Source organism: Paenibacillus sp. FSL H8-0104 (assembly GCF_038050215.1).
Classification (GTDB): Bacteria; Bacillota; Bacilli; order Paenibacillales; family Paenibacillaceae; genus Paenibacillus; species Paenibacillus amylolyticus.
On sequence record NZ_JBBOTC010000001.1, the window covers coordinates 745,096 to 770,270 of the forward strand.

The 25,175-nt window shown below is 47.5% G+C and carries 25 protein-coding genes and 1 riboswitch; of the genes, 16 read left to right on the plus strand and 9 right to left on the minus strand.

The annotated features are described in order from the left end of the window. Positions 1 to 5 precede the first annotated feature (5 nt). The 4 genes from NST38_RS03465 to NST38_RS03480 all read left to right on the plus strand — a co-directional run bounded on the left by NST38_RS03465 (position 6) and on the right by NST38_RS03480 (position 2,254). Positions 6 to 269, plus strand: coding sequence for a YneF family protein (locus tag NST38_RS03465; RefSeq protein WP_017690778.1), 264 nt, complete (start codon positions 6 to 8; stop codon positions 267 to 269). A 52-nt stretch (positions 270 to 321) separates the two neighbouring features. Further along, positions 322 to 915, plus strand: a complete 594-nt coding sequence (gene folE, locus NST38_RS03470; RefSeq protein WP_036668229.1) for a GTP cyclohydrolase I FolE — start codon at positions 322 to 324, stop codon at positions 913 to 915. Positions 916 to 1,104: 189 nt separating this feature from the next. Beyond that, on the plus strand, positions 1,105 to 1,959 hold the full coding sequence (locus NST38_RS03475; RefSeq protein WP_083685176.1) for a lipoate--protein ligase family protein: 855 nt from the start codon (positions 1,105 to 1,107) through the stop codon (positions 1,957 to 1,959). Positions 1,960 to 2,029: 70 nt separating this feature from the next. Then, complete coding sequence (locus NST38_RS03480; RefSeq protein ID WP_036614132.1) at positions 2,030 to 2,254, plus strand: hypothetical protein; 225 nt, start codon at positions 2,030 to 2,032, stop codon at positions 2,252 to 2,254. Positions 2,255 to 2,402: 148 nt separating this feature from the next. On the opposite strand, the gene NST38_RS03485 is transcribed toward NST38_RS03480, so the two are convergent. Together NST38_RS03485 and NST38_RS03490 are read right to left on the minus strand one after the other, a co-directional pair. Continuing rightward, positions 2,403 to 3,683 (minus strand): Fe-Mn family superoxide dismutase, encoded by a 1,281-nt coding sequence (locus tag NST38_RS03485; RefSeq protein ID WP_076254738.1) that lies wholly within the window; start codon positions 3,681 to 3,683, stop codon positions 2,403 to 2,405. Between the two features lie 149 nt (positions 3,684 to 3,832). Further along, positions 3,833 to 4,858 (minus strand): alpha/beta hydrolase, encoded by a 1,026-nt coding sequence (locus NST38_RS03490; protein ID WP_036614129.1) that lies wholly within the window; start codon positions 4,856 to 4,858, stop codon positions 3,833 to 3,835. 359 nt (positions 4,859 to 5,217) lie between these two features. Between NST38_RS03490 and NST38_RS03495 the strand changes: the two genes are divergently transcribed. Both NST38_RS03495 and thiC read left to right on the plus strand, forming a co-directional pair. After that, on the plus strand, positions 5,218 to 5,961 hold the full coding sequence (locus tag NST38_RS03495; RefSeq protein ID WP_017690772.1) for an IclR family transcriptional regulator: 744 nt from the start codon (positions 5,218 to 5,220) through the stop codon (positions 5,959 to 5,961). A gap of 149 nt (positions 5,962 to 6,110) precedes the next feature. Beyond that, positions 6,111 to 6,224, plus strand: a riboswitch (TPP riboswitch). Positions 6,225 to 6,642: 418 nt separating this feature from the next. Then, positions 6,643 to 8,427 (plus strand): phosphomethylpyrimidine synthase ThiC, encoded by a 1,785-nt coding sequence (gene thiC / locus NST38_RS03500; RefSeq protein WP_083685185.1) that lies wholly within the window; start codon positions 6,643 to 6,645, stop codon positions 8,425 to 8,427. Positions 8,428 to 8,789: 362 nt separating this feature from the next. On the opposite strand, the gene NST38_RS03505 is transcribed toward thiC, so the two are convergent. From NST38_RS03505 to NST38_RS03530, 6 genes are all read right to left on the minus strand, one after another. Continuing rightward, positions 8,790 to 9,566, minus strand: a complete 777-nt coding sequence (locus tag NST38_RS03505) for a hypothetical protein (protein ID WP_101315048.1) — start codon at positions 9,564 to 9,566, stop codon at positions 8,790 to 8,792. Positions 9,567 to 9,795: 229 nt separating this feature from the next. After that, entirely contained in the window at positions 9,796 to 10,485 is a 690-nt protein-coding gene (locus tag NST38_RS03510) for an aspartate/glutamate racemase family protein (protein WP_076254736.1), read from the minus strand. A gap of 182 nt (positions 10,486 to 10,667) precedes the next feature. Further along, positions 10,668 to 10,835, minus strand: coding sequence for a hypothetical protein (locus NST38_RS03515; RefSeq protein ID WP_017690769.1), 168 nt, complete (start codon positions 10,833 to 10,835; stop codon positions 10,668 to 10,670). A 492-nt stretch (positions 10,836 to 11,327) separates the two neighbouring features. Beyond that, positions 11,328 to 12,506, minus strand: a complete 1,179-nt coding sequence (locus tag NST38_RS03520; RefSeq protein ID WP_076254983.1) for an IS110 family transposase — start codon at positions 12,504 to 12,506, stop codon at positions 11,328 to 11,330. A gap of 334 nt (positions 12,507 to 12,840) precedes the next feature. Next, positions 12,841 to 13,659 carry a zinc ribbon domain-containing protein gene (locus NST38_RS03525; protein WP_076254963.1) on the minus strand — a complete coding sequence of 273 codons (819 nt, stop codon included), beginning with the start codon at positions 13,657 to 13,659 and terminating at the stop codon, positions 12,841 to 12,843. 73 nt (positions 13,660 to 13,732) lie between these two features. Then, complete coding sequence (locus NST38_RS03530) at positions 13,733 to 14,683, minus strand: helix-turn-helix transcriptional regulator (RefSeq protein WP_076254961.1); 951 nt, start codon at positions 14,681 to 14,683, stop codon at positions 13,733 to 13,735. Between the two features lie 84 nt (positions 14,684 to 14,767). Between NST38_RS03530 and NST38_RS03535 the strand changes: the two genes are divergently transcribed. The 7 genes from NST38_RS03535 to NST38_RS03565 all read left to right on the plus strand — a co-directional run bounded on the left by NST38_RS03535 (position 14,768) and on the right by NST38_RS03565 (position 19,288). Then, on the plus strand, positions 14,768 to 15,463 hold the full coding sequence (locus tag NST38_RS03535) for a response regulator transcription factor (RefSeq protein ID WP_076254960.1): 696 nt from the start codon (positions 14,768 to 14,770) through the stop codon (positions 15,461 to 15,463). Then, positions 15,456 to 16,544, plus strand: coding sequence for a HAMP domain-containing sensor histidine kinase (locus tag NST38_RS03540; protein ID WP_036614119.1), 1,089 nt, complete (start codon positions 15,456 to 15,458; stop codon positions 16,542 to 16,544). Before NST38_RS03535 ends, NST38_RS03540 begins: the two co-directional genes overlap by 8 nt. A 98-nt stretch (positions 16,545 to 16,642) precedes the next feature. Continuing rightward, positions 16,643 to 17,506, plus strand: a complete 864-nt coding sequence (locus NST38_RS03545) for a M15 family metallopeptidase (protein ID WP_076254958.1) — start codon at positions 16,643 to 16,645, stop codon at positions 17,504 to 17,506. Positions 17,507 to 17,540: 34 nt separating this feature from the next. Beyond that, positions 17,541 to 18,101: a VanZ family protein gene (locus tag NST38_RS03550; RefSeq protein WP_076254956.1), complete on the plus strand. Its 561-nt coding sequence runs from the start codon at positions 17,541 to 17,543 to the stop codon at positions 18,099 to 18,101. A gap of 13 nt (positions 18,102 to 18,114) precedes the next feature. After that, the gene (locus NST38_RS03555; RefSeq protein WP_076254955.1) at positions 18,115 to 18,324 is read left to right on the plus strand and encodes a hypothetical protein; all 210 of its coding nucleotides are present in this window, start codon (positions 18,115 to 18,117) and stop codon (positions 18,322 to 18,324) included. 218 nt (positions 18,325 to 18,542) lie between these two features. Further along, positions 18,543 to 18,941 (plus strand): hypothetical protein, encoded by a 399-nt coding sequence (locus tag NST38_RS03560; protein ID WP_076254952.1) that lies wholly within the window; start codon positions 18,543 to 18,545, stop codon positions 18,939 to 18,941. A 32-nt stretch (positions 18,942 to 18,973) separates the two neighbouring features. Next, positions 18,974 to 19,288 (plus strand): hypothetical protein, encoded by a 315-nt coding sequence (locus NST38_RS03565; RefSeq protein WP_047841416.1) that lies wholly within the window; start codon positions 18,974 to 18,976, stop codon positions 19,286 to 19,288. Positions 19,289 to 19,420: 132 nt separating this feature from the next. On the opposite strand, the gene acnA is transcribed toward NST38_RS03565, so the two are convergent. Further along, positions 19,421 to 22,135: an aconitate hydratase AcnA gene (acnA, locus tag NST38_RS03570; RefSeq protein ID WP_036614112.1), complete on the minus strand. Its 2,715-nt coding sequence runs from the start codon at positions 22,133 to 22,135 to the stop codon at positions 19,421 to 19,423. A 362-nt stretch (positions 22,136 to 22,497) separates the two neighbouring features. Here acnA and NST38_RS03575 point away from each other — a divergent pair, with 362 nt between their 5' ends. The 3 genes from NST38_RS03575 (at position 22,498) to NST38_RS03585 (ending at position 25,109) form a co-directional block, all read left to right on the plus strand. Beyond that, positions 22,498 to 23,517: an amidase domain-containing protein gene (locus NST38_RS03575; protein WP_197997991.1), complete on the plus strand. Its 1,020-nt coding sequence runs from the start codon at positions 22,498 to 22,500 to the stop codon at positions 23,515 to 23,517. Between the two features lie 137 nt (positions 23,518 to 23,654). Then, positions 23,655 to 24,755, plus strand: coding sequence for a D-alanine--D-alanine ligase (locus tag NST38_RS03580; RefSeq protein WP_036614110.1), 1,101 nt, complete (start codon positions 23,655 to 23,657; stop codon positions 24,753 to 24,755). 30 nt (positions 24,756 to 24,785) lie between these two features. Further along, a complete protein-coding gene (locus NST38_RS03585; protein ID WP_036614107.1) occupies positions 24,786 to 25,109 on the plus strand; it encodes a hypothetical protein in 324 nt (107 codons plus the stop codon). The last annotated feature ends 66 nt before the right edge of the window (positions 25,110 to 25,175 follow it).

Sequence of the window (25,175 nt, forward strand, 5' to 3'; positions counted from 1 at the left end):
AAGAGATGGATATTGTTATACCGATTATTACATTGATTGTTGGTCTGGTCGGGGGATTTTTCATCGGGGTGTTCTACTTGCGTAAACAACTTGAGAAAATGCAAAGCAATCCGGACATGCTTCAGAAAATGGCGAAGCAAATGGGCTACAACCTGAATGGCAAGCAAATGCAGCGTGCCCAGCAGATGATGAAGAATCAGCAGCCAGGAGCGAAAATGCCTCAGCCGCAACAGCATCCTGCGCGTAAAAGTTCGGGCCGCCGAAAATAATAGCAGTGAATAACTGCTTACCTTATTGTGGTTCGAAAGGAGGCGTTTGGCAGTGGCTGGCGTTAAAGATTATTTGAATTCAAAAGTATCCGACAATCGGGAGAAGATCGAGTATCATGTAGAGCAGATCCTGAAATTGATCGGAGAAGATAGTACACGTGAAGGGCTGCTTGAAACGCCTGCACGTGTGACCCGAATGTATGAAGAAATTTTTGGCGGATATGAAGTAGACCCGCGCGATGTGCTCGGTGTCACGTTTGACGAGAATCATGAAGAACTGGTTATCGTCAAGGATATTGTCTACTACAGTCAGTGTGAGCACCACATGGCGCCGTTCTTCGGCAAGGTGCACATTGGGTATGTACCAAGCGGCAAGATCGTTGGTCTGAGCAAAATGGCTCGTCTGGTCGAAGCAGTAACACGTCGCCTTCAAGTGCAGGAACGTATTACTTCACAGATCGCTGACATTCTGACAGAGGCCGTTGAGCCTCATGGAGTTATGGTCGTTGTGGAAGGCGAGCACTTGTGCATGTGTTCCCGCGGCGTGAAGAAACCGGGAAGCAAGACGGTAACGTCTGCTGTACGTGGTTCTTTCCGTGAGAATCCGGCACAACGTGCAGAGTTCTTGTCTTTGGTAAAAGATTAAGATCTGGTATGTCCACTCGCTGGACAAGCCGGATGAGTAAGTTCCTTTGGTTTTGGAAGCAGCAGTTTTTAAGCCATAGGATATGATATAAATAAGCCGTGTTCCCTGGGAACCGGCTTATTTATATATGCGTTGTCATTCCTATATACTGGATACATATGAATTCGTGAAGCCGGAGGTAATGGAACAATGAGTGTACCTTCCCATTCAGATCAACCGGTTCAGCCGGAAAAGGGACTACAGGCAGATCAACAGGCTACATTGCGTCTGCAAATCTGGGAGACACCACTCTTGCGACAAGGGAGTAGTGTACTCGAAGCTTTTGCTTGGGAAGAAGTTATGTGCAGGCGGGTTGGGGCAGGGCATTTACCTGTTGCACATATATGGAGACACCCAGATGCCTTTGTAGCGGGTCTGCGTGACCGCAGGTTGCCACAGGCTGTAGAAGCGATGGAACAGATTAGAAGCCAAGGGACGGCGGTCTGTGTTCGGCCTTCCGGTGGAGCGGCAGTACCCTTGAATCCAGGGGTAGTTAATGTGTCGCTGATTCTGCCTAATCCCGGACATGCCATCAATATTCATGATGATTTCCGAGAGATGGCTTCGATTATTGCCGAGTCGCTAACGCCGTGGTCGAATCAGGCGCAAACTGGTGAGGTTCAGGGTGCTTTTTGCCCGGGAGATTATGATGTCAGTGTAGGTGGCCTAAAATTCTGTGGTATTGCCCAGCGCAGGCAGGCAAAGGCGTATATCATTACGGCTTTTATCATCGTGGAAGGTCAGGGAGATCAACTGGCAGCGGACGTGCGACAATTCTATCAGCATGCAGCAGGTGGGGCGAGTGAAGGATATCCTGATGTTCAGCCTGGCACGATGGCAAGTCTGAAAGAATTGGCAGGTGTACCTTCAGCCGCGGCATATACTGCGGCTTTGGTTCGAACACTACGGGATCGCTATCCACAGGCGGAGACCAGCAGGGTGCTTAGCGTTGGCTCTGAAGAAGTACGCCTGACAGCTGAGCAGATGAAGCTGCGATACGATTAACACTTTTTACTAGGGCTTGGAATTGGTTAATAGAGATGATATGATGTGATTTCGGAAGGAGAGTGTTAGGATGGACACATTGAGATATACGTATTTATATGAGGTTGTATCAACAGGCGAAAAATCCGAGTTCAGCCAAATGGCAACAAGCAAGGAAGAGGCTGCTGCACTGATCGTTGCACGTATAGCCGATCTGGAGTTTACAGATGAGTCTGATATCAAGCTGGGCGATCTGATCTCCATTAGCAAACAGGTTGGCGACAACTATGTGGCGTGCGAGGGCTGTGCTTCTTAAGTGAACATTTAGAAATAGGAAGTCTCTCAAAATACAAGCAAGTCTCTTCTTACAGGAGGCTTGCTTTTTTGTATACACCAAAAGAGATATCGTTCAGTCATTCGGCTGGAGATATCTCTTTTTTTCTCTAATCCATCTAACCCCAAGCTTAATAAGGCGGCCACAACAACTTGCGTGCCGTTTCGTAACGTTCGGCCACAGCGGGCCAGTAGACAACGTTCCACCAATCCTCGATATACTTTTTGCGTTCATTCTGATGTTTCAGATAGTAGGCATGTTCCCACACATCCAGTGGCAGGAGTGGTACGATATCGGACTGGGACAGGTTCTGGTGTTTTTCCGCCTGCAAAATCTCCAAACGATGTGCTCTCGGGCTCCAGACAAGCATCGCCCAGCCACTGCCTTCCACCTTGTTCGCGGCTTCTGTGAATTGATTCTTAAACGCTTCATAACTCCCGAAATCTCGCTTGATCTGCTCTGCGAGCATACCGGAAGGTTTGCCGCCGCCAGCAGGGTTCATAATTGTCCAGAAGATCGTATGCAGGTAGTGGCCTGCCCCGTTGAAGGCAAGTTCACGTTCCCAATGTTTGATGAGTTCAAAGTTATTCTTTTTTCGCGATTCCGCCAGCTTCTTCTCTGCTACATTCAGTCCGTCCACATAAGATTGATGGTGTTTGTCATGATGGATACGCATCGTCAGCTCATCAATATGTGGCTCCAGCGCATTGTACGCATAGGGGAGAGGCGGCAGTGTGTGTCCTCCAATGGGAACCGGCTTTTCTTTTACAGGAGGTGCTGTAGAGCTGGGTGTGGCTTGTGTTGTTCCGGTAGAAGACGGTTGAACGGTTGCGGATTGGATCTGAGCTGGAGCGGCAGGTGCATTTACATTTCCCTCTGGAGAAGTTGGAGCTTCTGAAGCTTGGCGATGGATGCTTCCTGACTCTGACGTATGCAGCGCATTTTCCAGAAAAAGTGATGGCTCCGAATCCGTCTCACGCAAGATGCCCGGTTGGCCAAGCGTATCCAATACACCCAGAAAATACTCCGACTCGCGGATAAAATGCAGAATGAGTACTTTGGCAAGCGGAACAGCTTGCACAGCAGCACTTTGCTCCAGAAGAACATACAGCTGTTTGATGAACTCTCTCGATTGCTGCCGAGCTGCCAACACAAGTTGATCGATACAACGAACCATGTAGGGAGCAGGTGGATGGGTTGCGGGCAATAGTTGTTTTAAAAGCTGATTGGCTACTCGCTCACTGTTTGCAAAGGTAACCTCCCATTCCTCCAATAGCTTGACGTATGGGGGCTCCAGATCAGGAACCAGGGCACGAATCACGAGTGTATGTTCTTTCTCCTGCTCTTTCCAAAAACGAATTTCCTCCAATGTTCGCAGAGGCAGCAGGTGACCATATCCATACCAGTTCATCTATGTTGAACCTCCTTCAGATGAAATTCATTGCATGCAGACCGTCTGTTCATGCGTCCCAAGAGTATATTCCGCGAGCTTGTTGTCCTATGAGTGCAAAAAAAAGAGCCCCTGAGGGCTCTGGAAAAAATTCAATGATTGAAATTTGGTTATTCTCCATTATTCGTGTTTTGCACATCGTCACTGCTTGTTTTCGTTACATGACTCAGGAAAGTTGAGACACGGCGCAGATATTCCTTTGGATGCTCCCGGAAGATCAACTCATGATGCGCATCCTGGACAATCCATACATCCGAGTACGGATTGGTCTGGTTGGCGGCGAGTTGCTCCGCAATTGGATAAGGCGCCTTCTCGTCCTCTGTACCATGGATGAAGAAAATCGGGAACGGATAATCTTCCTTTTTCACTTCCTGGTATGGAATCTGTTGTAATCCGGTACCATTCAGAACAGGGAACAACAGTTTCATGATCTCCAGTGTAGGCTGACGTGGCAGATCGATCTGGTTGTGAATGTTGTGGTACAGCGTATCTGGCTCCAGCAGGAACGCACTGTCCAGAATCATTGCATCCACTTCCTTCGTAATCAGTCCGGTTTGTAACGCTGTACCGGCACCCATCGAGAAACCCCAGACAACCAGTTCCTGCGCACCACGTTGCTTGGCGAACTGGATCGCACCGAGCAATTGCTGTGACTCAGCTTTGCCACCTGTGGCTACAGCTTTGTTCACCTGTGAGGCGAAGCCATAATCGAACATGACCACGTTGAACCCAAGTTGATGGGCATAGTGTGCCAGGTCATACATGGGTACCCATGTTTCTTCACGATTGGCACCATAGCCGTGACTGAAAATAATCGTTTTGCTTGCAGCATTGTCAGCAGGTATATACCATCCCTGCATCGTCCGGCTGCCATCTGCTGCCGGGAACGTGATGTCTTCGTACTTCATGTTCTTGGCTTGCATCGGATTGGAGAAGACTGGCGCTACCGTTGGATTGGATAATACCCATGCGATATAACCATGCAGTGCAATAAAACAAAACAGTAGAAAAAATACAACGGAGAGCAGCAACGCTACGATAATATGTTTGAACCGAATCAGCCTCGGTGATAGGGAAGAGGGCAGATCGGACACTTTTGTTTGCAGCGGGGCTTCGCTCTGGGATGATTGATACATGAATGCCCCTCCTTTGAAGTTCAGTTGAAGATAACAACGACATGAAAAGAGAATTGCGTCGATTTCAGAGCCTGCTTCAGAGCGATATCTTAATGTAATATATCTTTATCGTATGTTCCAATATAGTCAAAGTCAATTGATTGAGGGCATTTGTTACGCAATTGTTATATAGTTCTTAAGATATATGGGTAACATTACCTTAGTGTGTAAATTACAGGGGATTAAGTCTTATAAAAAGGGAAAATTTACACGTTGGCCTATTTTGATTTTGGCTCTTTTTGGTTTACAGATGAGACCGTTTCTCATATAATTTATGTAACCAAGTTTCATGTGATGAAACATGAGGAGGGCATTATGCCATGGAAGATCGCAAGTTAACCGTCCGGGCTGTGGAACGGGCGCTGGATATATTATTATGTTTTACCACACGCAGTGATCTGGGACTCACCGAAATTGCCAGCCAGATCGGCCTGCACAAAAGTACAGTCCACCGTTTGATGGCTACGCTGGAGGATCGAGGGTTCGTGATCCGCGATGCAGCAACAGAGAAGTACCGACTTGGCATCCGAATCTGGGAGCTGTCAGCTCATATGTCCCGCAGTGATGATCCCGCTATTCTGCTGTTGCCTGCGATGGAGCGACTGAGAGATCGATTGGGGGAGACCGTGAGTCTGTACCTGCGTGATGGGAGTGAACGGATTCGTATTCAGGCGGTGCAAAGTGATCAGGCGATCCGCCGAGTTGCTCCCGTTGGTGTTAGACTCCCGCTGTCTGTGGGGGCTTCCAGCAAAGTCCTGATGGCGTTTGCCACGGACGAGGATCGTGAAGAACTGATGAACGGGCCGGAATGGCCGGTGTTTATTGATCCCGCGGTGTATTTGGCGCAGATGGGAGATATCCGGGATAACGGATATGCGACGAGTTATGAGGAACGTGAGCCGGGAGCTGCCGCGGTATCGGTACCGATTATGGATCGCAGAGGCAATATTGCAGCCGCACTCTCGGTCTCAGGGCCTGTCAGCCGACTCTCACAGGAGACATTGCATGAATACGCACCTGTGTTGAAGGATGCTGCTACGCAAATGGGGCTCATGTTATCCTGATGTTGAGGTAAGTTTTTTCTCCAATAGAGTTTGATCATTTGGAATATAAAGGTTGTTTTTATGTTCCGGTTGCGCTACTCTGTAATGGACGGCCCAACGGGGCCAGCTTCATTGAATATGAACAGCGGCTTATGTAAGCCGCAACTTATTAACGTTACTGGGGGAGTCCGAATTGTCCGGACTGAGACGGAATCGCATGAGATTCCGGACCCTTTGCACCTGATCTGGATCATACCAGCGTAGGGAAGTAATCGGCGATATGACCACAACCACCACATGATGTGACCCTTGTAGGGCTCCGTTAAGGAGCTGCATAAAGGTGCATTATTGGTGATGGACATAAAAGTCGGTTCCTTCGGGGACCGGCTTTTTTATATACAGGGAACGGGCGATATAGCGCATACTCCATCGACTTCTTTTTCAATACCTGCGAAAGTGGGCTTGGATGAGGAGGGAAGTCACCATAGATCCATGATCTGTGCTGCCTTCCGGTCTGTTGTGAACTGTACATAAATTATGTCTCCCCTGGTCTGGTGTAGGATCGCTCTTTCTTCTCTGCATTGCGCATGATTTGGGACAGGTACGTAAGTGAGCTAATGACTATTCCAACCAAACAAGCGACGAACACTGAGGAGGAGACAAGCGAACATGAGTACAGGAAATCAAATGGGACAACAAGCGATGGAACGGGAACATAACGATCAGCAGGTGGAAAAGGAAACAAGCGCGGCCGGACGGGTTCAGCCTTTTCCGGGCAGCCGCAAAGTCTACATTCAGGGCTCACGGCCGGACATTGCTGTACCGGAACGTGAGATAGCCCTTCATGACACGAATACTCCCCAAGGGGTGGAGCATAACGAACCGCTGCGTGTCTATGATACGAGCGGCCCCATGACCGATCCCGCATTTCATGCGGATATCCGCGCAGGTTTGCCAGCCCTGCGCACCCGCTGGATCACAGAGCGTGGCGATGTTGAAGCTTATCAGGGTCGTACGGTTAAACCGGAGGATAACGGACTGAAGCCCGGAGGGAAGAGAGCTGGCGCTGAAGAGTACCCCGGATTACGAGGCAAACCGCTGCGGGCACAGCCAGGACGTTGTGTGACTCAGATGCATTACGCGAGGCAGGGAGTCATTACGGCAGAGATGGAATTCGCCGCCATTCGTGAAGGCGTGGAACCGGAATTTGTAAGGCAGGAGCTGGCGAGTGGACGGGCCATCCTGCCGTCCAACATCAATCACCCGGAGAGTGAGCCGATGTTGATTGGTCGTCATTTTCATGTGAAGATCAATGCCAATATAGGCAACTCTTCTGTATCTTCCTCCATCGAGGAAGAGGTGGAGAAGATGACTTGGGCGGTACGCTGGGGATCGGATACCGTGATGGATCTATCCACAGGCAAAAACATCCATACCACCCGGGAATGGATCATCCGTAATTCACCTGTGCCGATTGGTACGGTGCCGCTGTATCAGGCGCTGGAGAAGGTGAATGGCGAAGCGGAAGCGCTGACCTGGGAGTTGTACCGTGACACACTCATTGAGCAGGCAGAGCAGGGCGTGGACTACTTTACGATTCATGCAGGTGTACTGCTGCGTTATATCCCCATGACCGCCAAGCGAATGACAGGCATTGTGTCTCGGGGCGGTTCCATTATGGCAGCATGGTGTCTGGCGCATCATCAGGAGAATTTTTTGTATACCCATTTTGAAGAAATCTGTGAGATTATGAAAAGGTATGATGTAGCGTTTTCGCTGGGAGATGGACTTCGTCCAGGCAGTATCTACGATGCCAATGACGAGGCTCAGATGGCGGAACTGGCTACGCTCGGGGAACTGACGCAGATTGCGTGGAAGCACGATGTGCAGGTGATGATCGAAGGTCCTGGGCATGTGCCGATGCATAAGATCAAGGAGAATGTGGACTTGCAGATGGAGATCTGTAAAGAGGCACCGTTCTATACGTTGGGGCCGCTGACGACCGACATTGCCCCGGGTTACGATCACATCACATCCGCCATTGGTGCGGCCATGATTGGCTGGTTCGGCACGTCGATGCTCTGTTATGTTACGCCAAAAGAACATTTGGGCCTTCCCAATAAGGATGATGTGCGGGAAGGGGTTATAGCCTACAAGATCGCAGCTCATGCCGCCGATCTGGCGAAGGGACATCCACGTGCCCAGCGCCGCGATGACGCATTGTCCAAGGCACGCTTCGAGTTCCGTTGGCGGGACCAGTTCAACCTGTCGCTGGACCCGGAACGTGCGCTGTCCTACCATGATGAGACGCTGCCAGCAGAAGGGGCCAAAGAAGCTCATTTCTGCTCCATGTGCGGACCAAAGTTCTGTAGCATGCGCATCACGCAGGACATTCGTGCTTACGCTGCTGAACAGAAATTGCCCGAAGACGAGGCCGTAGCCGCAGGGATGCAGGCGAAGGCTGAGGAGTACCGGATGCGCTCCTAAGGGAGCCAAGTGATGAAGGTTTTTTTGAAGCTTTAAATTATAAATATTGATTAATGTTTGGACAAGGCCAAACCCGCTTCACCGTAACTCTTGGATTCAATCCAACTTACGCCAAATCTGAAATAGGATGCCTGCGATGACAAACAGCACGCCATCAGAAAGTTTAAGATTACTAGCATGTAGAAGTGCGGAAGAACCCATACCGACTAGGAACAAGATAAGAATATATAAAAATCGCATTAATTTATTCACCTCTCTTTTTGAGTGAAATGTGTAAAAGAGAACGATTTTTATATCGTTCTCTTTTGTGAATTTAAATTTACTCTACCTATATTACATAAACATATTTAACAAAGACTTTATTAATAATTAAAATTTTTAAGTGTACCTCTGGAATCATTATCAGCAGAGCCTGAGAAGCTAACCTCTAGAGCTCCAAAACTCAATCCTACACTGCCCGTACCTTTAATGTGGTAGTAATTGGATTGTATTTGAGATAGACCACTTTGATTTCCTTGCTTTTTATGTTCTATTGTAAAGACGGCAGAGGCAACCTGTTCTGTTATAATAATGCCCCCTTTGAGATCAGCATTGAATCCAACACCATTCTCACCAGTATATGAGAAATTACGTCCACTTCCTAAAGTTGTAAACGTAGAGTTTCCGCTATACTTGACTTTATCTTCATAATACCCAGAACCTGGAACTGTTCTCCAAATTTCTTTATCAAAAGAAGCGCCATAAGCATCAGATAAGCGCCAAAAAGGCATTGATTTCCACTTTCCTGTTAATGCAACCATAAACCGCTCACGATTATTAACATTATCAGTTCGAACTATGGTTATATAATAGTCAAATTGATCATCCTTGATATTTCCGAGTGGTCCAACCTCTCCGTTGAATTCAGGTGCTGAGGCTTTTTCATGAGCCACTACTTCAATTGATCCATCTTCTTTCGAAAGACTTTTCTTAAACTCAGGGCTCCAGGATTCTATTACTTCATAAGGAATACCCTGCTTTAATAAAGTTATATCCAATTTCACAGTTTTATTCTCTGCAGAAGCGAAAGCACTGGTAGGAATAAGTAATAGGCATAGACAGCAAACCAACAGTAACTTCGATAAACGCAATAATTTCAATGTAAAACCTCACCCTCTGAGTAATTTGTTAAATTATAACAATCTAAATTTATCATATAACCCTAGGTTTGTACACCTAAATTATGTATATTTAATTATTATTTTAGAAAATTAGGATTAATATGTATTTATGTAAATAATAAATTAAACATAATTAAATTTATGCTACTAACTCTTAACAAGATCACAGGAGCACATCCAATTTGTATCAATTAATTGTTTGATGCATCTACTCTCGAGCTAGTCCCAAATTCTTCTCCAAATACGCCGCAAGCAATGCCAGCGGGCTATGGATTGGAATACCGCGATCTCTTGCAACCTGTGCAGCTGCGGGAGCCATAGATAGTTGGGCTGCCACTACCGCTTTACCCGGATACTGCTCAGCAATCTGCTGTAAGCCTTCACGTACCGCTTCGAGATACCCTTGCTGATCTCCACGCATAATCAACTCAAATGTCCCAGGGATGCACACCGCTTCCGTCTGAGATGTCTTGGCAACGTGTAGTTGCTCATTCTCATCCTCTTGCTGTAATGCCTGATTCAACCGTGCCATCGTTCCTTCAACGGTTGCCGGGTTGGTGAATGCTATTATGTAATCTCCTGGTACTCGCCGCATCTCCTGCAATAACGGATCATCTATGCCGATCACAGGTACAGGGACCTGTGACGCTTCCTGCTCCAGTACTGTCGCAAACAGGGTGCAGGTGACCAGAATGGCATCGGCATGACACTCAGCGATCCATTGGAGCGTCTGGGCTACCTTCTCGTGAATGACAACCTCGGAAAAGTCAGCATCATGTTTAAGACGGTCCAGACCTGGATCGACGTAATGGACCAATTCAACTTCATAAGGAGCAAGCGTCTCTTCAATTAAGGCGATGTTGGAATAATGAGCGTGAAAACAACCAATGGTGGTCATGTGCTAAGTCCCCTTTAACAGTTCGTATATGTCATGGATCTTTTAGATATTTAAACCATTATAGAAACATGCCTGAGAACTGTACAGTCGTTTATGGCTCAACGCCAATAACCGCCCTTCCGCCAAGCTGCGGAAAGACGGTTGATAACCTGACTCGACTAGGGTCGGTCCGGTGTCCATTTTTATCTAAGGGAAGGAGAAGCATTTTTCTTCGCCATTTTTTGCTGTAAAATTTCATGAAAGGATAGACCTTGAGTGTTCTCATTCTCCTTTTTAGGAGCAGTGGTCGCCGTGTTGCGCGGATATTGGTGATGGTACGGGATCATTTGCTGAATAGGCATGCGGATCATCTTGGTTCCTCCTTTGATGCGTTTTTTTGGATTATGTATTTCGACTGGTTACCATGCCAGGTGCGCATATAGGTACATGTGACTTGTTAGACGAAATAAAAGAGTTTAAAGCATAATTCCAATTGGATTGTAGTGATTTTACCCGGTTTTAAGGAGATGTAAACGTTTTTAGGGAAATTCAGGAGAAAAGGACCTGATATGAAAGGTTTGATATGGGAGGATCGAATCGGTTGTTATGTGAATAGTCCCAATTTTAAGGAAGTCAATGGTACCCGCATATGAGGCATATTGTCTGGTTAAATGATGCAAAGCATGCTAACTAACTTGGTACCATGGTCGGGTTGTTTAGGGGATAATGTAGTTCCGGATATAACAAAAACCAGCTAATGTTTGTCAAGCATTTCTGGTTGGATGAGTTCTCTTTTCGTGGTATACTTTTTCCGACCAACACGAATAACCTCCACGGGTATGGAGGTTTTGGTTAAATATGGATTACACTTGGTAGGGCTGGCCTTTCTGCAAGATGGCGAAAATGTGATGTAACAGCTTGTTTGCGCAGGCGATCACGGCCACCTTGTAGGGCTTGCCCTCGTTTCTTTTTTTCTCGTAGTACGAACGGATTCTTGCATTCGCATTCTTTCGCATTCCACATTGCACCGCTAAATATAGTGAACGTCTGAGCCTTTTAGAGCCTCGTTTCGTAATTCGTGTACTTGTCGCTGTGAACTTTCCTGAACTGAAAATCCCTGGGTCAAGGCCCGCAAACGCTACAAGTTGCTTCGCATCACTAAACTGTTTCACATCACCTAGTTCAGCTACAATGGCTGCGGCCAGTTTCGTTCCAATTCCCGGGATACTTCTCACCAGTCCGACTTCAGGCAGATTTTCTGCAAGTTCCTCCATTTGTTTTTCGAGTTCCTCCAGTTGCCGAATCATCGTCAACAATAAAGAGACCATTCCGAGCAGTGCCTTGCTTTGAGCGGGGCTACGCCGAATTTCTCTCCATTCATCCAGTACTTCCTCCAGTTTTCTCGCTTTTTCATTGGTCCATCGCTTGGAATGGGATCGTCCCGAATTACCCTGAATGACTTCATTCCAATTCGTCACACTTCCCTCCAAACAATGAGACAGCACCGTCAATGATGTTGTTGAAAACACATTGTAAAATATCTGCTCATACGTCGGAAAAACTTGCTCCAGCAAGGCTCTGCTGTTCAGCTTCGCCTGCACAAAGATTCCCGTGACAAACTCATGCTGCCGAGTCAAATGCTGTAGCTCTGTAAACGTCTCATCCCAATTTCGATGCGGCTTCACGTCGCCGCGATAGTACATCTCTGCCAGATGCCAAGCATCTGCAGCATCTGTTTTAACTTTGCGTAACTGCGTTCCCTTCGCTCGCTTGGATTGCAAGGGATTCACAATGTAGTAGGTGTAGCCACTCCGATTCAGACAGGACACCAAGGCACGATGGTAATGCCCAGTCGCCTCCAAAACAACCACTGGAGCAACACCCGTTTCGGCTTGAAGGGCCCCTAACATCTCCGTGAATTGTTCGAATCCACTCGCAACATGCTCAATGACGATAGCTTTACCAACGGGCTCATTTCGTTTTTGAAACGCCTGTATCACACTTGAACCTTTAGCGACATCTACACCAACAACAGGTTCCATGCCCTCACTCCTTATCTTTCGTTTCGCCGGTCCTTTCCACGATGGTTCCAAACCCATAGCTTCGCTTGTTATACGGGGTCAACTGCCCCTACCAGCCCAAACATGGTCTTTTGGAGGTCGTGGGAGAACTGTTTTTGTTACGAGGTCCTAGCCCCTAAAACCGCCACGTTCTCCCGGCTTCCCCCATCGTAAAACGACCACAAAAAAAGGCCAACCAGTAATTACTGGCTAACCTGACAATACGAAAAACTGCCGAGCGAACCCGGCAGCTTGCTTGATATGAAGAAAGATGCGATGAAACTTTGATTCTGTCTGAGGTGGTATCGTGTTGGTTTTATCTACTTTGGCGAACAGCGATGTATATATCCACTTGTACACTTTCGGGATTCAGGCTGCGTTCATCATATAATTCAAAATCCCCGGTGAACGTACGATCGCTTTGTTTGTCCCATGCCCACACGGCTCCCCAAGCTTCGCCAACAACCTCTGCCATCGGTCCTTTTCTGGAAGTGAATACGGCGTAAGTTGTAGGAGGGAGTAAAATGTCGTCCAGTCCTTCAGGCAATGATTCGTTCGGACTGACCTCATGCCCTACCAGTATGGTGTATTCTCCGGTTATCCCATCGGTGTAATCCGTGTAACAACCATAGCGAACAACTTCAGGTGCAGGGAGGTGCTCTGAGGAAAAATAATTGTTCCAGAGTCCCTGAATACAACCTTTGCCACTGATCTCAATGGCGTTGGTTGTGCGGGCGGATACGCCGGCAAGACGTTTGCCAGGGAGCGTGACATAACGAACGGGCTGGGCAGAGAACGAATGCTCTGTTGTTACCTGACCAGGCTTAGCGGAAGCAGTAGAGTTTTCAGCGAGAGATTCTGTATGTTGATCCGTTGTATTCGTGCGCCAACGCTTCAAAAAAGGAAGCTGGTTGCGTAGCATCGAACGAGCGGATTCCTCATCCATACCTTCGTCCTTCAGAATGGCAGTGCACATCTCCGTCATGCCTTCAAGTGACATACCAGGCTGCTCAAACTTGCCCTCTTTGTAACAATAGATACAGTACTCACGGGTTGTACTTCCATCTGCTTCCGTTCCGAATTGGGCAGGGGTTGTGAGCGGCATGCCGCAGCTTTGACATACAGTGACGTTCATGATTAATTCCTCCTCATATATGTACAGATTGAATATATCTGAAGTATACGGGTAGGAACTGGACAGCTGTCTGTCAGGTTTGAGTCGGAGGTATATAATTTTGTACAATTTGCTCCGCGATACGGCAGATTTCATCCCGAATATGCTGAGGTTCCAATACTTCAACGTCCGCGCCGAAGCCCAGAATGAATCCATATAACCAGCCATCCTCGGGAAAAGCAACCTGGCTGATATAATACCCAGTCCCATCAGGCATGACGTTCTCGATCCCAAACCATTCTTCCGCAATATGACGGACGCGAGCATGGAATTTCAAGGTTATCCTAGCTTGATTGTCCGGGCGGCTCCATTCCTGTTGCCAGGGTCTGTCCTGTGGGTTGATGACTTTACGCTCGAAGTGCTCATTAGCAAGCGTGACATCTTGCATGCGCACAAGCTTGAACATGCGAAATTGATTCCGCTCGTGACAAAAAGCATACAGGTACCAGGAATGCTTCTTGAGTACGATGGTATGAGGGTCGGCAGTTCGGTGAGTATGGATACCTTCCGCACTGCAGTAGGTAAAGGTTACGGGGCGTAATTGATCCATACCCTGTTCGATAAGTTCAAGCTTGATTTTCAGCGCTTCGGGATGCGTCCAGGTTGAGTAATCCACGATGAATCGATTGGTATTGGCCTGAAAATCGTCATTTTTGGATTCAGGTACGATACTGCTGAGTTTTTCGACCAGAAGCTCTCGCGCCGCATTAGCATGGGAAGTGGATACACTGCGCAGTGCAGTGACGATGGAGGCGAGGTCCTTGTCTGTTAATACGTTTCGATCCAGACGGTAACCCTCTGCCAGACCAATCCCACCGCTTGCCCCCTGATATGTCACCACGGGGATGCCTGCTTGACCCAATGTATCGATGTCCCGATAGATGGTCCGGATCGATACTTCGAACATATCTGCCAAGTCTTTGGCTTGCACCCGTCCACGATTGATTAGCAACACCACGATGGCTAATAAACGCTCCAGTTTCATATGTATGGATTCCTTTCATTGGTTTATCTGTTGGATTCAAATATGTTATATTGTTGAGCATCACACATAGGAGTGGAATAAGCAATGAAGCGAATTACGATTCTGATCGCAGACGATGAAGTTGAGATCGCTGATCTGGTTGCTTTACATTTACAAAAAGAAGGATATCACACGATCAAGGCCTTTGATGGGAAGGCGGCGGTTCAAGCTGTTCAGACCCAAGCGATAGATTTGGCGATTCTGGACATTATGATGCCTGGCATGGACGGGTATGAGGTGACCCGTAAAATTCGGGAGCAGCATCATTTACCAATCATTTTCCTAAGTGCCAAAACGTCAGATATGGATAAAATTACGGGACTTGTAATGGGTGCGGACGATTATATGACCAAACCGTTTAATCCGATGGAGCTTGTTGCCCGGGTTAACTCCCAGTTACGTCGTTCTCTGCAATTCAGCCAGTCTGCGCCTGTGCAGAGGTCCATTCTGGAGAAAGGTGGGCTCATCATCACGCCAGATCAACATCGCGTTACACTCTACGGCAAACCAGTGGAACTAACACCGAAGGAGTTTGACATTTTGTATCTGCTTGCGAGCCACCCCAAGCAGGTGTTCAGTGCAGAAGCTATTTTTGAACAGGTGTGGGGAGAAGCCTATTACGAGAGTGGGAATACCGTGATGGTCCACATTCGGACCCTGCGCAAAAAGCTGGGGGAAGATGTGAACAAGAACAAGTTTATCAAAACCATCTGGGGTGTGGGGTACACGTTTAATGACTAAACGAAGAAGTTTTCGTACAACCATGATTATGTTGCTAGGGTTAAGCATGCTTGCCTCTGGTGCAATTACCTATGGGATTTACAAGCTTATGCAAGCCTATTATTCGGGTGTCCGTGCAGAAGATCAGCTCGCTGAATATCGTCATTTTATGAGAAGTATCGGGGATATCTATTTCTTCCTGATCTTATTTATCCCACTCGCCATTCTATTTTTCTTCTGGTTTACCAAGCCCTACGCGACGTATTTCAAGGACATTTCTACAGGGATCAGGCATTTGGCCAACGGTGACTTTCAGCATCGTGTGCAGATCTCCTCGAAGGACGAGTTAGGTACGATTGCGGAGGATGTGAATTTGGCAAGTGAGAAGCTAAGGGAAGCGGTAGAACGAGGGGATTTTGCTGAAAATAGTAAGGACCAGCTTGTTGTCAATCTGGCGCATGACCTGCGAACACCGCTGACGTCTGTGCTTGGATATTTAGATCTGCTCATGAAGGATGATCAGTTAACGGAGGAGCAGGTACGGCACTTTACGTCGATTGCATTCACCAAATCACAGCGCCTGGAGAAGCTGATTGATGATTTGTTCGAAATTACCCGTATGAATTATGGCATGTTGCCTATAAACAAGACACAGCTGGATCTTAGCGAACTGCTGAAGCAGATGAACGAAGAACTCTATCCTGTATTTGAAAAGAACCAACTAGTCGCCCGACTAAAAATAGACACTGACCTTACGGTCTCCGGTGATGGCGAGTTGCTGGCTCGTGTGTTCGAGAATCTGCTAATTAACGCTGCACGGCATGGCAAGGATGGCATGTACGTAGATATTAATGGATATCGGGATGCAGAACAGGTCATCATTCAGGTGATTAACTATGGTGGACATATTCGTCCGGAGGAATTGCCACATATCTTCGATATGTATTACACCGGAGATCGTGCCAGGACCCCTCAGGAGGGTGGGACAGGCCTTGGACTGTTTATCGCTCGCAATATTGTGGAGCAGCATGACGGTACAATCTCGGCCCAGAGCGACGTGGTACGGACGTTATTCGAAGTTCGTTTACCCGTCTTCCAATAAGATTGACGTCAAATTTAAGAAAAACTTTAAAATTGCCCTGCTTTTTCTTTAACTTGTGTTGTCTATCCTTGATGTATGAGGTAAAAGGAGGAACAAGCATGAAAAAGTGGGGCTTTTTGATATGTATCATTTTGATCGGATATATTGTTACGCAATCACCGGGATGGATTCAGCAGAAGGATGAGTTGCCCATCGAGATTCAGAATACGCGTGAAAATCCCGCAGGTTATACCGTATCCGTCACCGGAAACATTCAGGATCAGGTACATAAGGGCAATTTGTTACTGGTTGATAAGCAATACCCCGTACACCCGGAAGGAGTTAAATCCGATATTGTATATGTGGCACATGAGGATGATCTGCTTCGTGGATATGGGATATTGGATCAGAAAATCATGTTATCACGACAGGTGGCGCAGGAGTTTCAGAGGATGGTTGAAGCAGCAGGCGAAGAGGGAGTAAGATATTTTCTCGTCAGCAGTGGATACAGGGACTTTGAAAAGCAGGACGAGTTATATCGGGAAAAGGGTTCAGATTATGCACTTCCTGCGGGACACAGTGAGCACAATCTTGGGTTATCCCTGGATATCGGCTCGAGCTTGGCTGCGATGAATGAAGCACCAGAGGGTGCATGGCTGGAGAAGAATGCATGGAAATACGGATTTATTTTACGTTACCCAAAGGATAAAGTGCGCATCACCGGTATTCAGTATGAACCATGGCACTTTCGATATGTAGGGCTACCGCACAGTGCTGTCATGTATAAGAATAATCTGGTGCTGGAAGAGTATCTCGATATGCTTAAAGAGAAAGAGAACATTACTGTGGAAGTAGAGGGTGAGGAGTATCATATCCGCTATTATCGGGCCACCCGAGACACAACTGTTTACATACCTGAGCAAGGCCAAACTGAAATATCGGGTGATAACATGGATGGTGTCATTGTCACCGTAAAGAAATAACAGAGCAACACAAAGGAGGAGGAGGAGCAGCAGCATGAAGTACAACAACCAGAAGAAAAGCAAACATTACATCCTTTGGATTGCCGTTTTCATTATCTATGTATATCTACTGACTAAGCTGATCCTGTTTAAAGGAAGCCCGGTCGATTTGGGCATCGTGAAGGATCGACTGATGGCGTTCTTGCAACAACCGGATCTGGTCCATAACCGAACCGTCAACCTGACACCATTTCAGGAAATCTCACGAGACTGGAACAGTCTGTCGTTACATCGTCCTGGCACCGCAATCCATCTGGTAGGCAATATACTGGCCTTTATCCCTCTGGGCATCTTCATCCCTGTGTTGACGGGCAACAAGTTATTCTCTGGAGTAAAGGTAATCTTGCTGTCTCTGCTGCTCAGTCTGGGCTATGAAGTGACACAGTTAGTGACTGGTATGGGCATATTTGATGTGGATGATTTGATGCTTAATACACTCGGCGGCTTGATTGGATATATTGTTTTCACTATGGCTATGGGTTTGAAAAAGGTGTTGGTGGGAGGAGAATCCCACGTGACGACGAAAAAGTTAAATTCTAAGGAAAGTCACGTGTAAGGAGGAGAAGAACTTGATTATAATGGCTGTACTGTTCATTAGCGCAGGGCTAATATTTCTCGTGTATCCACACAAGGTAACGGATGCTTCGGAAAAACAGATTACGGAGCGAGTAATCATGTCTAGATGGGTTGGAGGCTCGTTAATTGCTCTGTCATGTCTGTTTCTGATCATGGGCACGATTCAACTGTTAGATCAAGCCTCACATCACATTGGGCATTAAAAGGCAGTTGGCCTCTTTGAAGCAACGGAGAATACACACATACTGAAACCACAGCTCCCCGTAACGTGCAGAGTGCACTTTACGAGGAGTTTTTTAGTGTTTCATAAGGTATCGAATTTAAGATAGGACCAGTGAACTTTGCGAGTTACATCGCAAATGAGGTAGAGTAGAGATGATGCGTTAGTACCTATTTCTTACAAAAAAAAGGAGGACATACATTGTATTCATTAGCTAAAGAACTAGCAGGAACCATGAAAGCCATTATGCAAATTGAAACTGAAATTGCTGAAGCTAAGATTGATCACTACGATGAAGAAGTAGTGCGTGATTTAGAACAGAAAAGAACTGATCTGATAAGAGTTTGTACACGTGATGAGTTGCTGGTGATAAAAACAGTCATGAAAGTGGGACAATCGGAGAGAGGATATCGTCATTATTTCAATTCGAATGATGTTGAGATTATTTATCTCCCTGTTGAGTTAAACGAGCATGAGTTGATGAAGAAATATTCCTATTATCTTATACATAAGACTGAACGCGAACTTGCGGATAGCATTGAGTACTATACCGCTGTGTCGGAACAACTGAGAGAAGGTATGGAGATCTTAAAACTCTAAACTGTGATCTGTAAGTTCTAGGAGGCTTGTAAATGTTAATGAAAATTGTTGTATATCACTTTGATGTGTTCTACTATTACGTTCCCAATCAATATGCAGGAAAAATTGGCGAGTGGAGAGGAGAATTTATCGATTTTTTGCAGAGCCTAGAGTATAAGCACCCATTCACCCTGTATATCGAGTCTATTGATCATGAGGGAAATACGGAATATGCTCACTTTATCCGTAGTTACGGGGCGGATGATTTTGTGGACTGGATCAACGTGGAGAAATTAAACTGCAGAGGTGTATATCGTATTCCTGAACCGCCTGATGATTCAGAAGTTGGATTAAATTTTGAATTTTAAGTGATAAGAACCTACTTATCATTAAATTGATGATGCATATCGACAGTTAAATAAAAAGCTCCCCGTCACGTGCTGATTGCACGTGGCAGGGAGCTTTTCTGTATAACTTCATCACATTAATGATTTATATCATTAAGCTTTTTTCATCATTTGACGCAATACAGTTTGCAGGATACCGCCGTTATGGTAGTAATCCACGTCAACCATGCTGTCCAGGCGAGCGATGACAGGGAATTCGAACTGTGTACCGTCTTCACGAGTTACGGTAACTTTCAACTCTTGTCCTGGCTTCACATCATTGCTGAGGCCAGTAATGTCATACGTTTCACGTCCGTTCAGACCAAGGCTGGACCAGCCGTGACCTTCCTGGAATTGCAATGGCATTACGCCCATGCCGACCAGGTTACTACGGTGAATACGCTCGAAGCTTTCTGCGATAACGGCTTTGACGCCGAGCAAGAATGTTCCTTTTGCCGCCCAGTCACGGGAGCTTCCTGTACCATACTCTTTACCTGCGATAACGATCAGGTTCTGTCCTTCATCCTGATACTTCATGGAAGCATCGTAGATGGACATTTCCTCGTCCGTTGGCAGGTACTTCGTGATACCGCCTTCTGTACCAGGAGCCACCTGGTTACGAATACGAATGTTGGCAAACGTACCACGCATCATGACTTCATGGTTACCACGGCGTGAACCGTAGGAGTTGAAGTCTTTGCGCTCTACGCCATGTTCTTTCAGGTACAGTCCAGCCGGGCTGGATGGTGCAATATTACCTGCTGGCGAGATGTGATCCGTTGTTACGGAATCCGCAAGCAATGCCATAACGCGTGCAGAACGGATATCTGCGATATCGTTCAACTTGTCGCCAAGCTCCTGGAAGAACGGAGGATTCTGAATGTACGTGGAGTTCGGATCCCACTCGTACAGTTCACCTTCCGGTACAGAAATTGAATTCCAACGCTCATTGGCTGTAAATACATTCTCGTACTTGTTGCGGAACATCTGAGCGTTCAGGGAACTAGCGATGGTATCCTTGATTTCCTCGGAGGTAGGCCAGAGGTCTTTCAGGAATACAGGCTCATTGTTCGTATCATAACCGATTGGATCGGTTTCAAAGTCAATATTTACGGTACCCGCAAGTGCATATGCCACAACGAGTGGTGGTGATGCCAGGTAGTTGGCTTTAACCTGTGCGTGTACACGGCCTTCGAAGTTACGGTTACCGGACAATACAGCCGCTACGGTCATATCGTTCTCAGCAATAGCTTCGCTCACTTCGTCCGGCAGTGGGCCGGAGTTACCGATACATGTTGCACAACCGTAGCCCGCAACGTTGAATCCGAGTTTGTCGAGATACGTGATCAGACCTGCTTTTTCCAGGTACTCGGTAACCACAAGGGAACCTGGTGTCAGACTGCTTTTCACATATCCTGGTTTGGTCAGGCCGCGTTCAACTGCTTTTTTCGCCAGTAGTCCCGCTCCAACCATAACACTTGGATTCGAAGTGTTCGTACAACTTGTGATCGCCGCGATCACAACAGCGCCTGCCTTCAGTTCACTGTTGGAACCGTCCGGATGCTTCACAGGTACGGATTGTTCGATTTTCTCATCGCTCAGACCGTAGCCGCCTTTATCTACAGGTGTGCGAATGATGCTGTTGAAGCTTTCTTTCATTTGTGTCAGCTCGATGCGATCCTGTGGACGTTTTGGTCCTGCAAGACTTGGTACAACAGAGCCGAGATCCAGTTCAATCACATCTGTGAATTCAGGATCAACGGTGCTTGAAGTACGGAACATGCCTTGAGCTTTGTAATAAGCTTCAACCAATTCTACCTGCTCGTCAGGACGGCCAGTGTTACGTAGATAGTTCAACGTTTCACTATCAACAGGGAAGAAACCGATCGTTGCGCCATATTCTGGTGCCATGTTGGCTACTGTTGCACGGTCAGCCAGACCGATGTTGGCAAGACCTGGTCCGTAGAACTCTACGAATTTACCAACAACGCCTTTTTTACGAAGCAATTGGGTAACAGTCAGTGCCAGATCCGTTGCTGTTGCGCCTTCGCTCAGGCTGCCTGTCAGTTTGAAACCGATAACGTCCGGTGTTACAAAATAAAGCGGTTGGCCCAGCATACCTGCTTCAGCCTCAATACCACCAACACCCCAACCAACAACGCCAAGTCCGTTGATCATGGTGGTGTGGGAGTCTGTACCTACGAGGGAGTCCGGGAATACAACGGTTTCGCCGTCCACGGTTTTTGTTGCTGCCACGGAAGCCAGATACTCCAGGTTAACCTGGTGAACGATCCCTGTGGATGGTGGAACTGCACGGAAGTTGTTGAATGCCGTTTGCGCCCAACGCAAGAAGCGGTAACGCTCTTCATTACGCTCAAACTCAACTTTGATATTGTAATCAAGTGCATCGTTGGTACCAAAAGCATCAACCATAACGGAGTGGTCGATAACGAGATCGACCGGTACGAGCGGGTTGATCTGTTTTGGATCGCCGCCTGCTTTTTTCACAGTATCACGCATTGCAGCGAGGTCAACGACAACCGGTACACCGGTGAAATCCTGCAGAACGATACGTGCAGGGATGAATGGAATTTCCTTGTTATTGTCACGGCCATCTGCCCAGCCGGTCAGTTGTTTTACGTGTTCTTCGGTGATAGCACGTCCGTCGAATTGACGAATTGCTGCTTCAAGCAACACTTTAATGGAGAAAGGAAGCCTGGAAAGATCGCCGTGGCCGTTTTCCTGAAGAGCATCGAGACTGTAGTAGCGGTAAGACTTGCCTCCAACCTCAAGACTGCGAGCGGCGGAGAAATGATTCTTTGCTGACATACATGTACCTCCTTGGGATGTGTCGGTGAGATGAAGAAAACGTTCATTTAGGTGAAGAACAGGCCTTCATCGTTCCGTGTTCTTGTTCGTTAGTTTCATCAGATGAAACGTAATTTCATAATCATAACTTTAGTTTTAAGTATACCGTTTTCACCTCCGTACGTAAAGGTCTTTTTGCCTGATCAAGCAAGCTTTTGGACCGATGAAGGCGTTTTCGTGAAGCGAGCAGGAATAAGATATCTTGTGTACCTGTATTTGCCGAATTTCGGATCTCCCTCCTGAGCCGTGTACATACAACCGAAGACCCTTTCATATGAATAGTAGGAGTTTATATACGCAATGAAATATTCCAGACAGAACTCATGCCAAAGGGGGACATAGGCTTGGAACGGGAATGGAAGAGTGCCTTATATACTTACGTGAACCAGTACAATCGCTGTGAGATCGACTACCGTCCACAGACCAGCGAACGGATCGTTACCGATCCTGACTTCGTGGTGGAACGGGGAGAGCGTATGGCAAGGCTGGACGAATGGTATCGTAAGCGGCGCGCCGTGCCTCTTCGCAGCGAGACCAGCGCCAAGCTTGTGCGCACGCTTATGGATGGCCAGGAAGAAGCGGTGGTGGATGTACAATTGTATAGCAGACTGTTCTACGAGAAGAGCGGGATCACCCACCGGGAGGACCGGATTGAGCGGGAGCGGTTAACCTTTCTGCGGCAGAGTGGTGGATGGATCATTGGACGGGTCGAGCGAGAAGTGCCGGAGCGTCGCCCTGCTGGGGAAGGACGTCCGTTTCAACAAGCTGATTTTGTACAGGCGATGAATCGGCCGTTGCTGAATCGGGAAGTGTTGGGTCAAGGAAGAAGCTCACGGCAACAGTCATATCGCAGAGATCTGGCGGTTGCCTATGCAGATCGGTGGTGGAATGCGGGGAATCCGGCATTTGAGGAATTTGATGTGGATTGTACCAATTACGTGTCCCAATGTCTCTTTGCAGGGGGCGCACCCATCCACTATACTGGTAGAAGAGAAGCCGGCTGGTGGTATAAAGGGTATGTGAACGGCTCCGAAATGTGGAGTTACAGTTGGGCAGTTTCCAACAGTCTGGAGCGTTATTTGTCAGGCAGCAGCTGGGGTCTGACCGCGACAGAAGTGGAGCGTCCTGAGCAGCTGATGCTCGGTGATGTTATTCTCTACGATTGGGATGGAGATGGACGATTTCAACACAGCACCGTTGTGACCGCGTTTGATGCGGGCGGTATGCCGCTTGTTAACGCACATACGGTTAGCAGCCGTCACCGCTTTTGGGATTACCGGGATTCTTACGCTTGGACAGAGCGGACGGTATACCGGCTTTTCCATATTGCAGATGAGTTTTGATGACGAAAGATTTTCGGGATGCGGTGACGCAGACATCCAGTTCCGTGTAAAATAAGACCAGATAATGCAAGCAGAATAACAAGGGTGCTGAGCATGCAAACATGACAGCATCAGGCACAGATAATCGGAGGGTACACATGAGTATGGATAAATTAAAAGTAGGCGTCGTGTACGGCGGAAAATCGGGCGAGCATGAGGTGTCGCTGCAAACGGCGTTTGCTGTAACAAACGCATTTGATTATGAAAAGTATGAACTGGTTCCTTTTTATATCTCCAAGCAGGGTACGTGGAAAAAAGGACCTGTCATGCATGCGCCGTTCGCGCAGATTGAAGACTTGAAGCTGGAGCAATCGGCGGGTGGAACGCAGGATGCACTGAACGCCCTGTTTGGCCGTTTGTATGGCGGAGCAGAAGCGCTGGACGTGATGTTCCCTCTGCTGCATGGTACGTTTGGAGAGGATGGTACCATTCAGGGCATGTTTGAGATGGCGGATATGCCATATGTAGGTGCAGGTGTACTGGCTTCTGCTGGCGGCATGGACAAAGTGGTCATGAAAAAGCTGTTTGCACAGGCTGGCATTGACCAATGTGCCTTTACGTATTTTAACGCGACACAATGGAAGCAGACAGAGCACGAAATGATCGTACAGGTCGAAGATCAGCTGGGGTATCCTTGTTTTATCAAACCGGCAAATCTGGGCTCCAGTGTAGGCATCTCCAAAGCACGTAACCGCGATGAGTTGAAGACAGCTGTCGAGTTTGCACTTCGGTATGACACGAAGGTTGTCATTGAGGAGTTCGTTGAAGCACGCGAGGTTGAAGTCAGCGTCCTCGGCAATGACGAGCCCATGGCTTCCGTTCCAGGTGAGATCGTATCCTCCGGTGAGTATTATGACTATGCAGCCAAGTATATTGATGGTCAATCACAGATGCTGATTCCAGCTCCACTGGACCCAGAGGCCGCAGATCGCATTCGCGAGGCAGCATTGCAGGCGTTCCGTGCGATTGAAGGTAACGGTATTTCACGTGCGGACTTCTTCATTCGGAAAAATGACGGCGCTTTGCTTATTAATGAAGTCAACACCATGCCTGGTTTCACACCATACAGCATGTATCCACTTCTTTGGCGTGAGACAGGTGTATCGTATGCCGAACTGCTGGATCGCATGATTGAGCTGGCACTGGAGCGTTACAACCGCAAGCAGGCACTGAATTACGAGAACGGCGTACAGGCGTAGCCTGCGACCACAAGATCAGGAGGGATATGCATGGGATTTCAGACTGAATTCAATTCCGTATGCAAGTTCAAGAATGAGCAGGAGCTGTTCGAACTGCTTGAATACGGACGCGGCAAAATGGTCAAACAGGGCTTCCGGGTATTTCCTACCGGCCAGAAAGTGATTGCATACACACCGGATAACGTGGCTGTAGCCATCGTCAAGATCGTGGTTTCCATTGCGGAGATCAACTTCCAGGGGCAAGAGGTAACTGAGGTGGAGATGCAACTCATCCGCAAATTGACTGAGGAAGAATCACGCATTCAGACTGCCCTTGCAGATGAGATGTTCTTTGGAGAGCAAGCACAGGAATAGTTGTTGACTGTAAGTGCGGGTCGGAAGGACGGATTTGCCAGAATACGATTATGGTCACTCTTTTAG

Coding starts and splice junctions, on each gene's coding strand:
- NST38_RS03580 (WP_036614110.1), top strand. CDS start 23,655: ATGAGTATGGATAAATTAAAAGTAGGCGTCGTGTACGGCGGAAAATCG.
- NST38_RS03575 (WP_197997991.1), top strand. CDS start 22,498: ATGCCAAAGGGGGACATAGGCTTGGAACGGGAATGGAAGAGTGCCTTA.
- NST38_RS03495 (WP_017690772.1), top strand. CDS start 5,218: ATGGAAGATCGCAAGTTAACCGTCCGGGCTGTGGAACGGGCGCTGGAT.
- NST38_RS03530 (WP_076254961.1), bottom strand. CDS start 14,683: ATGAAACTGGAGCGTTTATTAGCCATCGTGGTGTTGCTAATCAATCGT.
- NST38_RS03535 (WP_076254960.1), top strand. CDS start 14,768: ATGAAGCGAATTACGATTCTGATCGCAGACGATGAAGTTGAGATCGCT.
- NST38_RS03465 (WP_017690778.1), top strand. CDS start 6: ATGGATATTGTTATACCGATTATTACATTGATTGTTGGTCTGGTCGGG.
- NST38_RS03480 (WP_036614132.1), top strand. CDS start 2,030: ATGGACACATTGAGATATACGTATTTATATGAGGTTGTATCAACAGGC.
- NST38_RS03525 (WP_076254963.1), bottom strand. CDS start 13,659: ATGAACGTCACTGTATGTCAAAGCTGCGGCATGCCGCTCACAACCCCT.
- NST38_RS03515 (WP_017690769.1), bottom strand. CDS start 10,835: ATGATCCGCATGCCTATTCAGCAAATGATCCCGTACCATCACCAATAT.
- NST38_RS03475 (WP_083685176.1), top strand. CDS start 1,105: ATGAGTGTACCTTCCCATTCAGATCAACCGGTTCAGCCGGAAAAGGGA.
- NST38_RS03550 (WP_076254956.1), top strand. CDS start 17,541: ATGAAGTACAACAACCAGAAGAAAAGCAAACATTACATCCTTTGGATT.
- thiC (WP_083685185.1), top strand. CDS start 6,643: ATGGAACGGGAACATAACGATCAGCAGGTGGAAAAGGAAACAAGCGCG.
- NST38_RS03540 (WP_036614119.1), top strand. CDS start 15,456: ATGACTAAACGAAGAAGTTTTCGTACAACCATGATTATGTTGCTAGGG.
- NST38_RS03520 (WP_076254983.1), bottom strand. CDS start 12,506: ATGGAACCTGTTGTTGGTGTAGATGTCGCTAAAGGTTCAAGTGTGATA.
- NST38_RS03510 (WP_076254736.1), bottom strand. CDS start 10,485: ATGACCACCATTGGTTGTTTTCACGCTCATTATTCCAACATCGCCTTA.
- NST38_RS03565 (WP_047841416.1), top strand. CDS start 18,974: ATGTTAATGAAAATTGTTGTATATCACTTTGATGTGTTCTACTATTAC.
- NST38_RS03545 (WP_076254958.1), top strand. CDS start 16,643: ATGAAAAAGTGGGGCTTTTTGATATGTATCATTTTGATCGGATATATT.
- acnA (WP_036614112.1), bottom strand. CDS start 22,135: ATGTCAGCAAAGAATCATTTCTCCGCCGCTCGCAGTCTTGAGGTTGGA.
- NST38_RS03585 (WP_036614107.1), top strand. CDS start 24,786: ATGGGATTTCAGACTGAATTCAATTCCGTATGCAAGTTCAAGAATGAG.
- NST38_RS03490 (WP_036614129.1), bottom strand. CDS start 4,858: ATGTATCAATCATCCCAGAGCGAAGCCCCGCTGCAAACAAAAGTGTCC.
- NST38_RS03485 (WP_076254738.1), bottom strand. CDS start 3,683: ATGAACTGGTATGGATATGGTCACCTGCTGCCTCTGCGAACATTGGAG.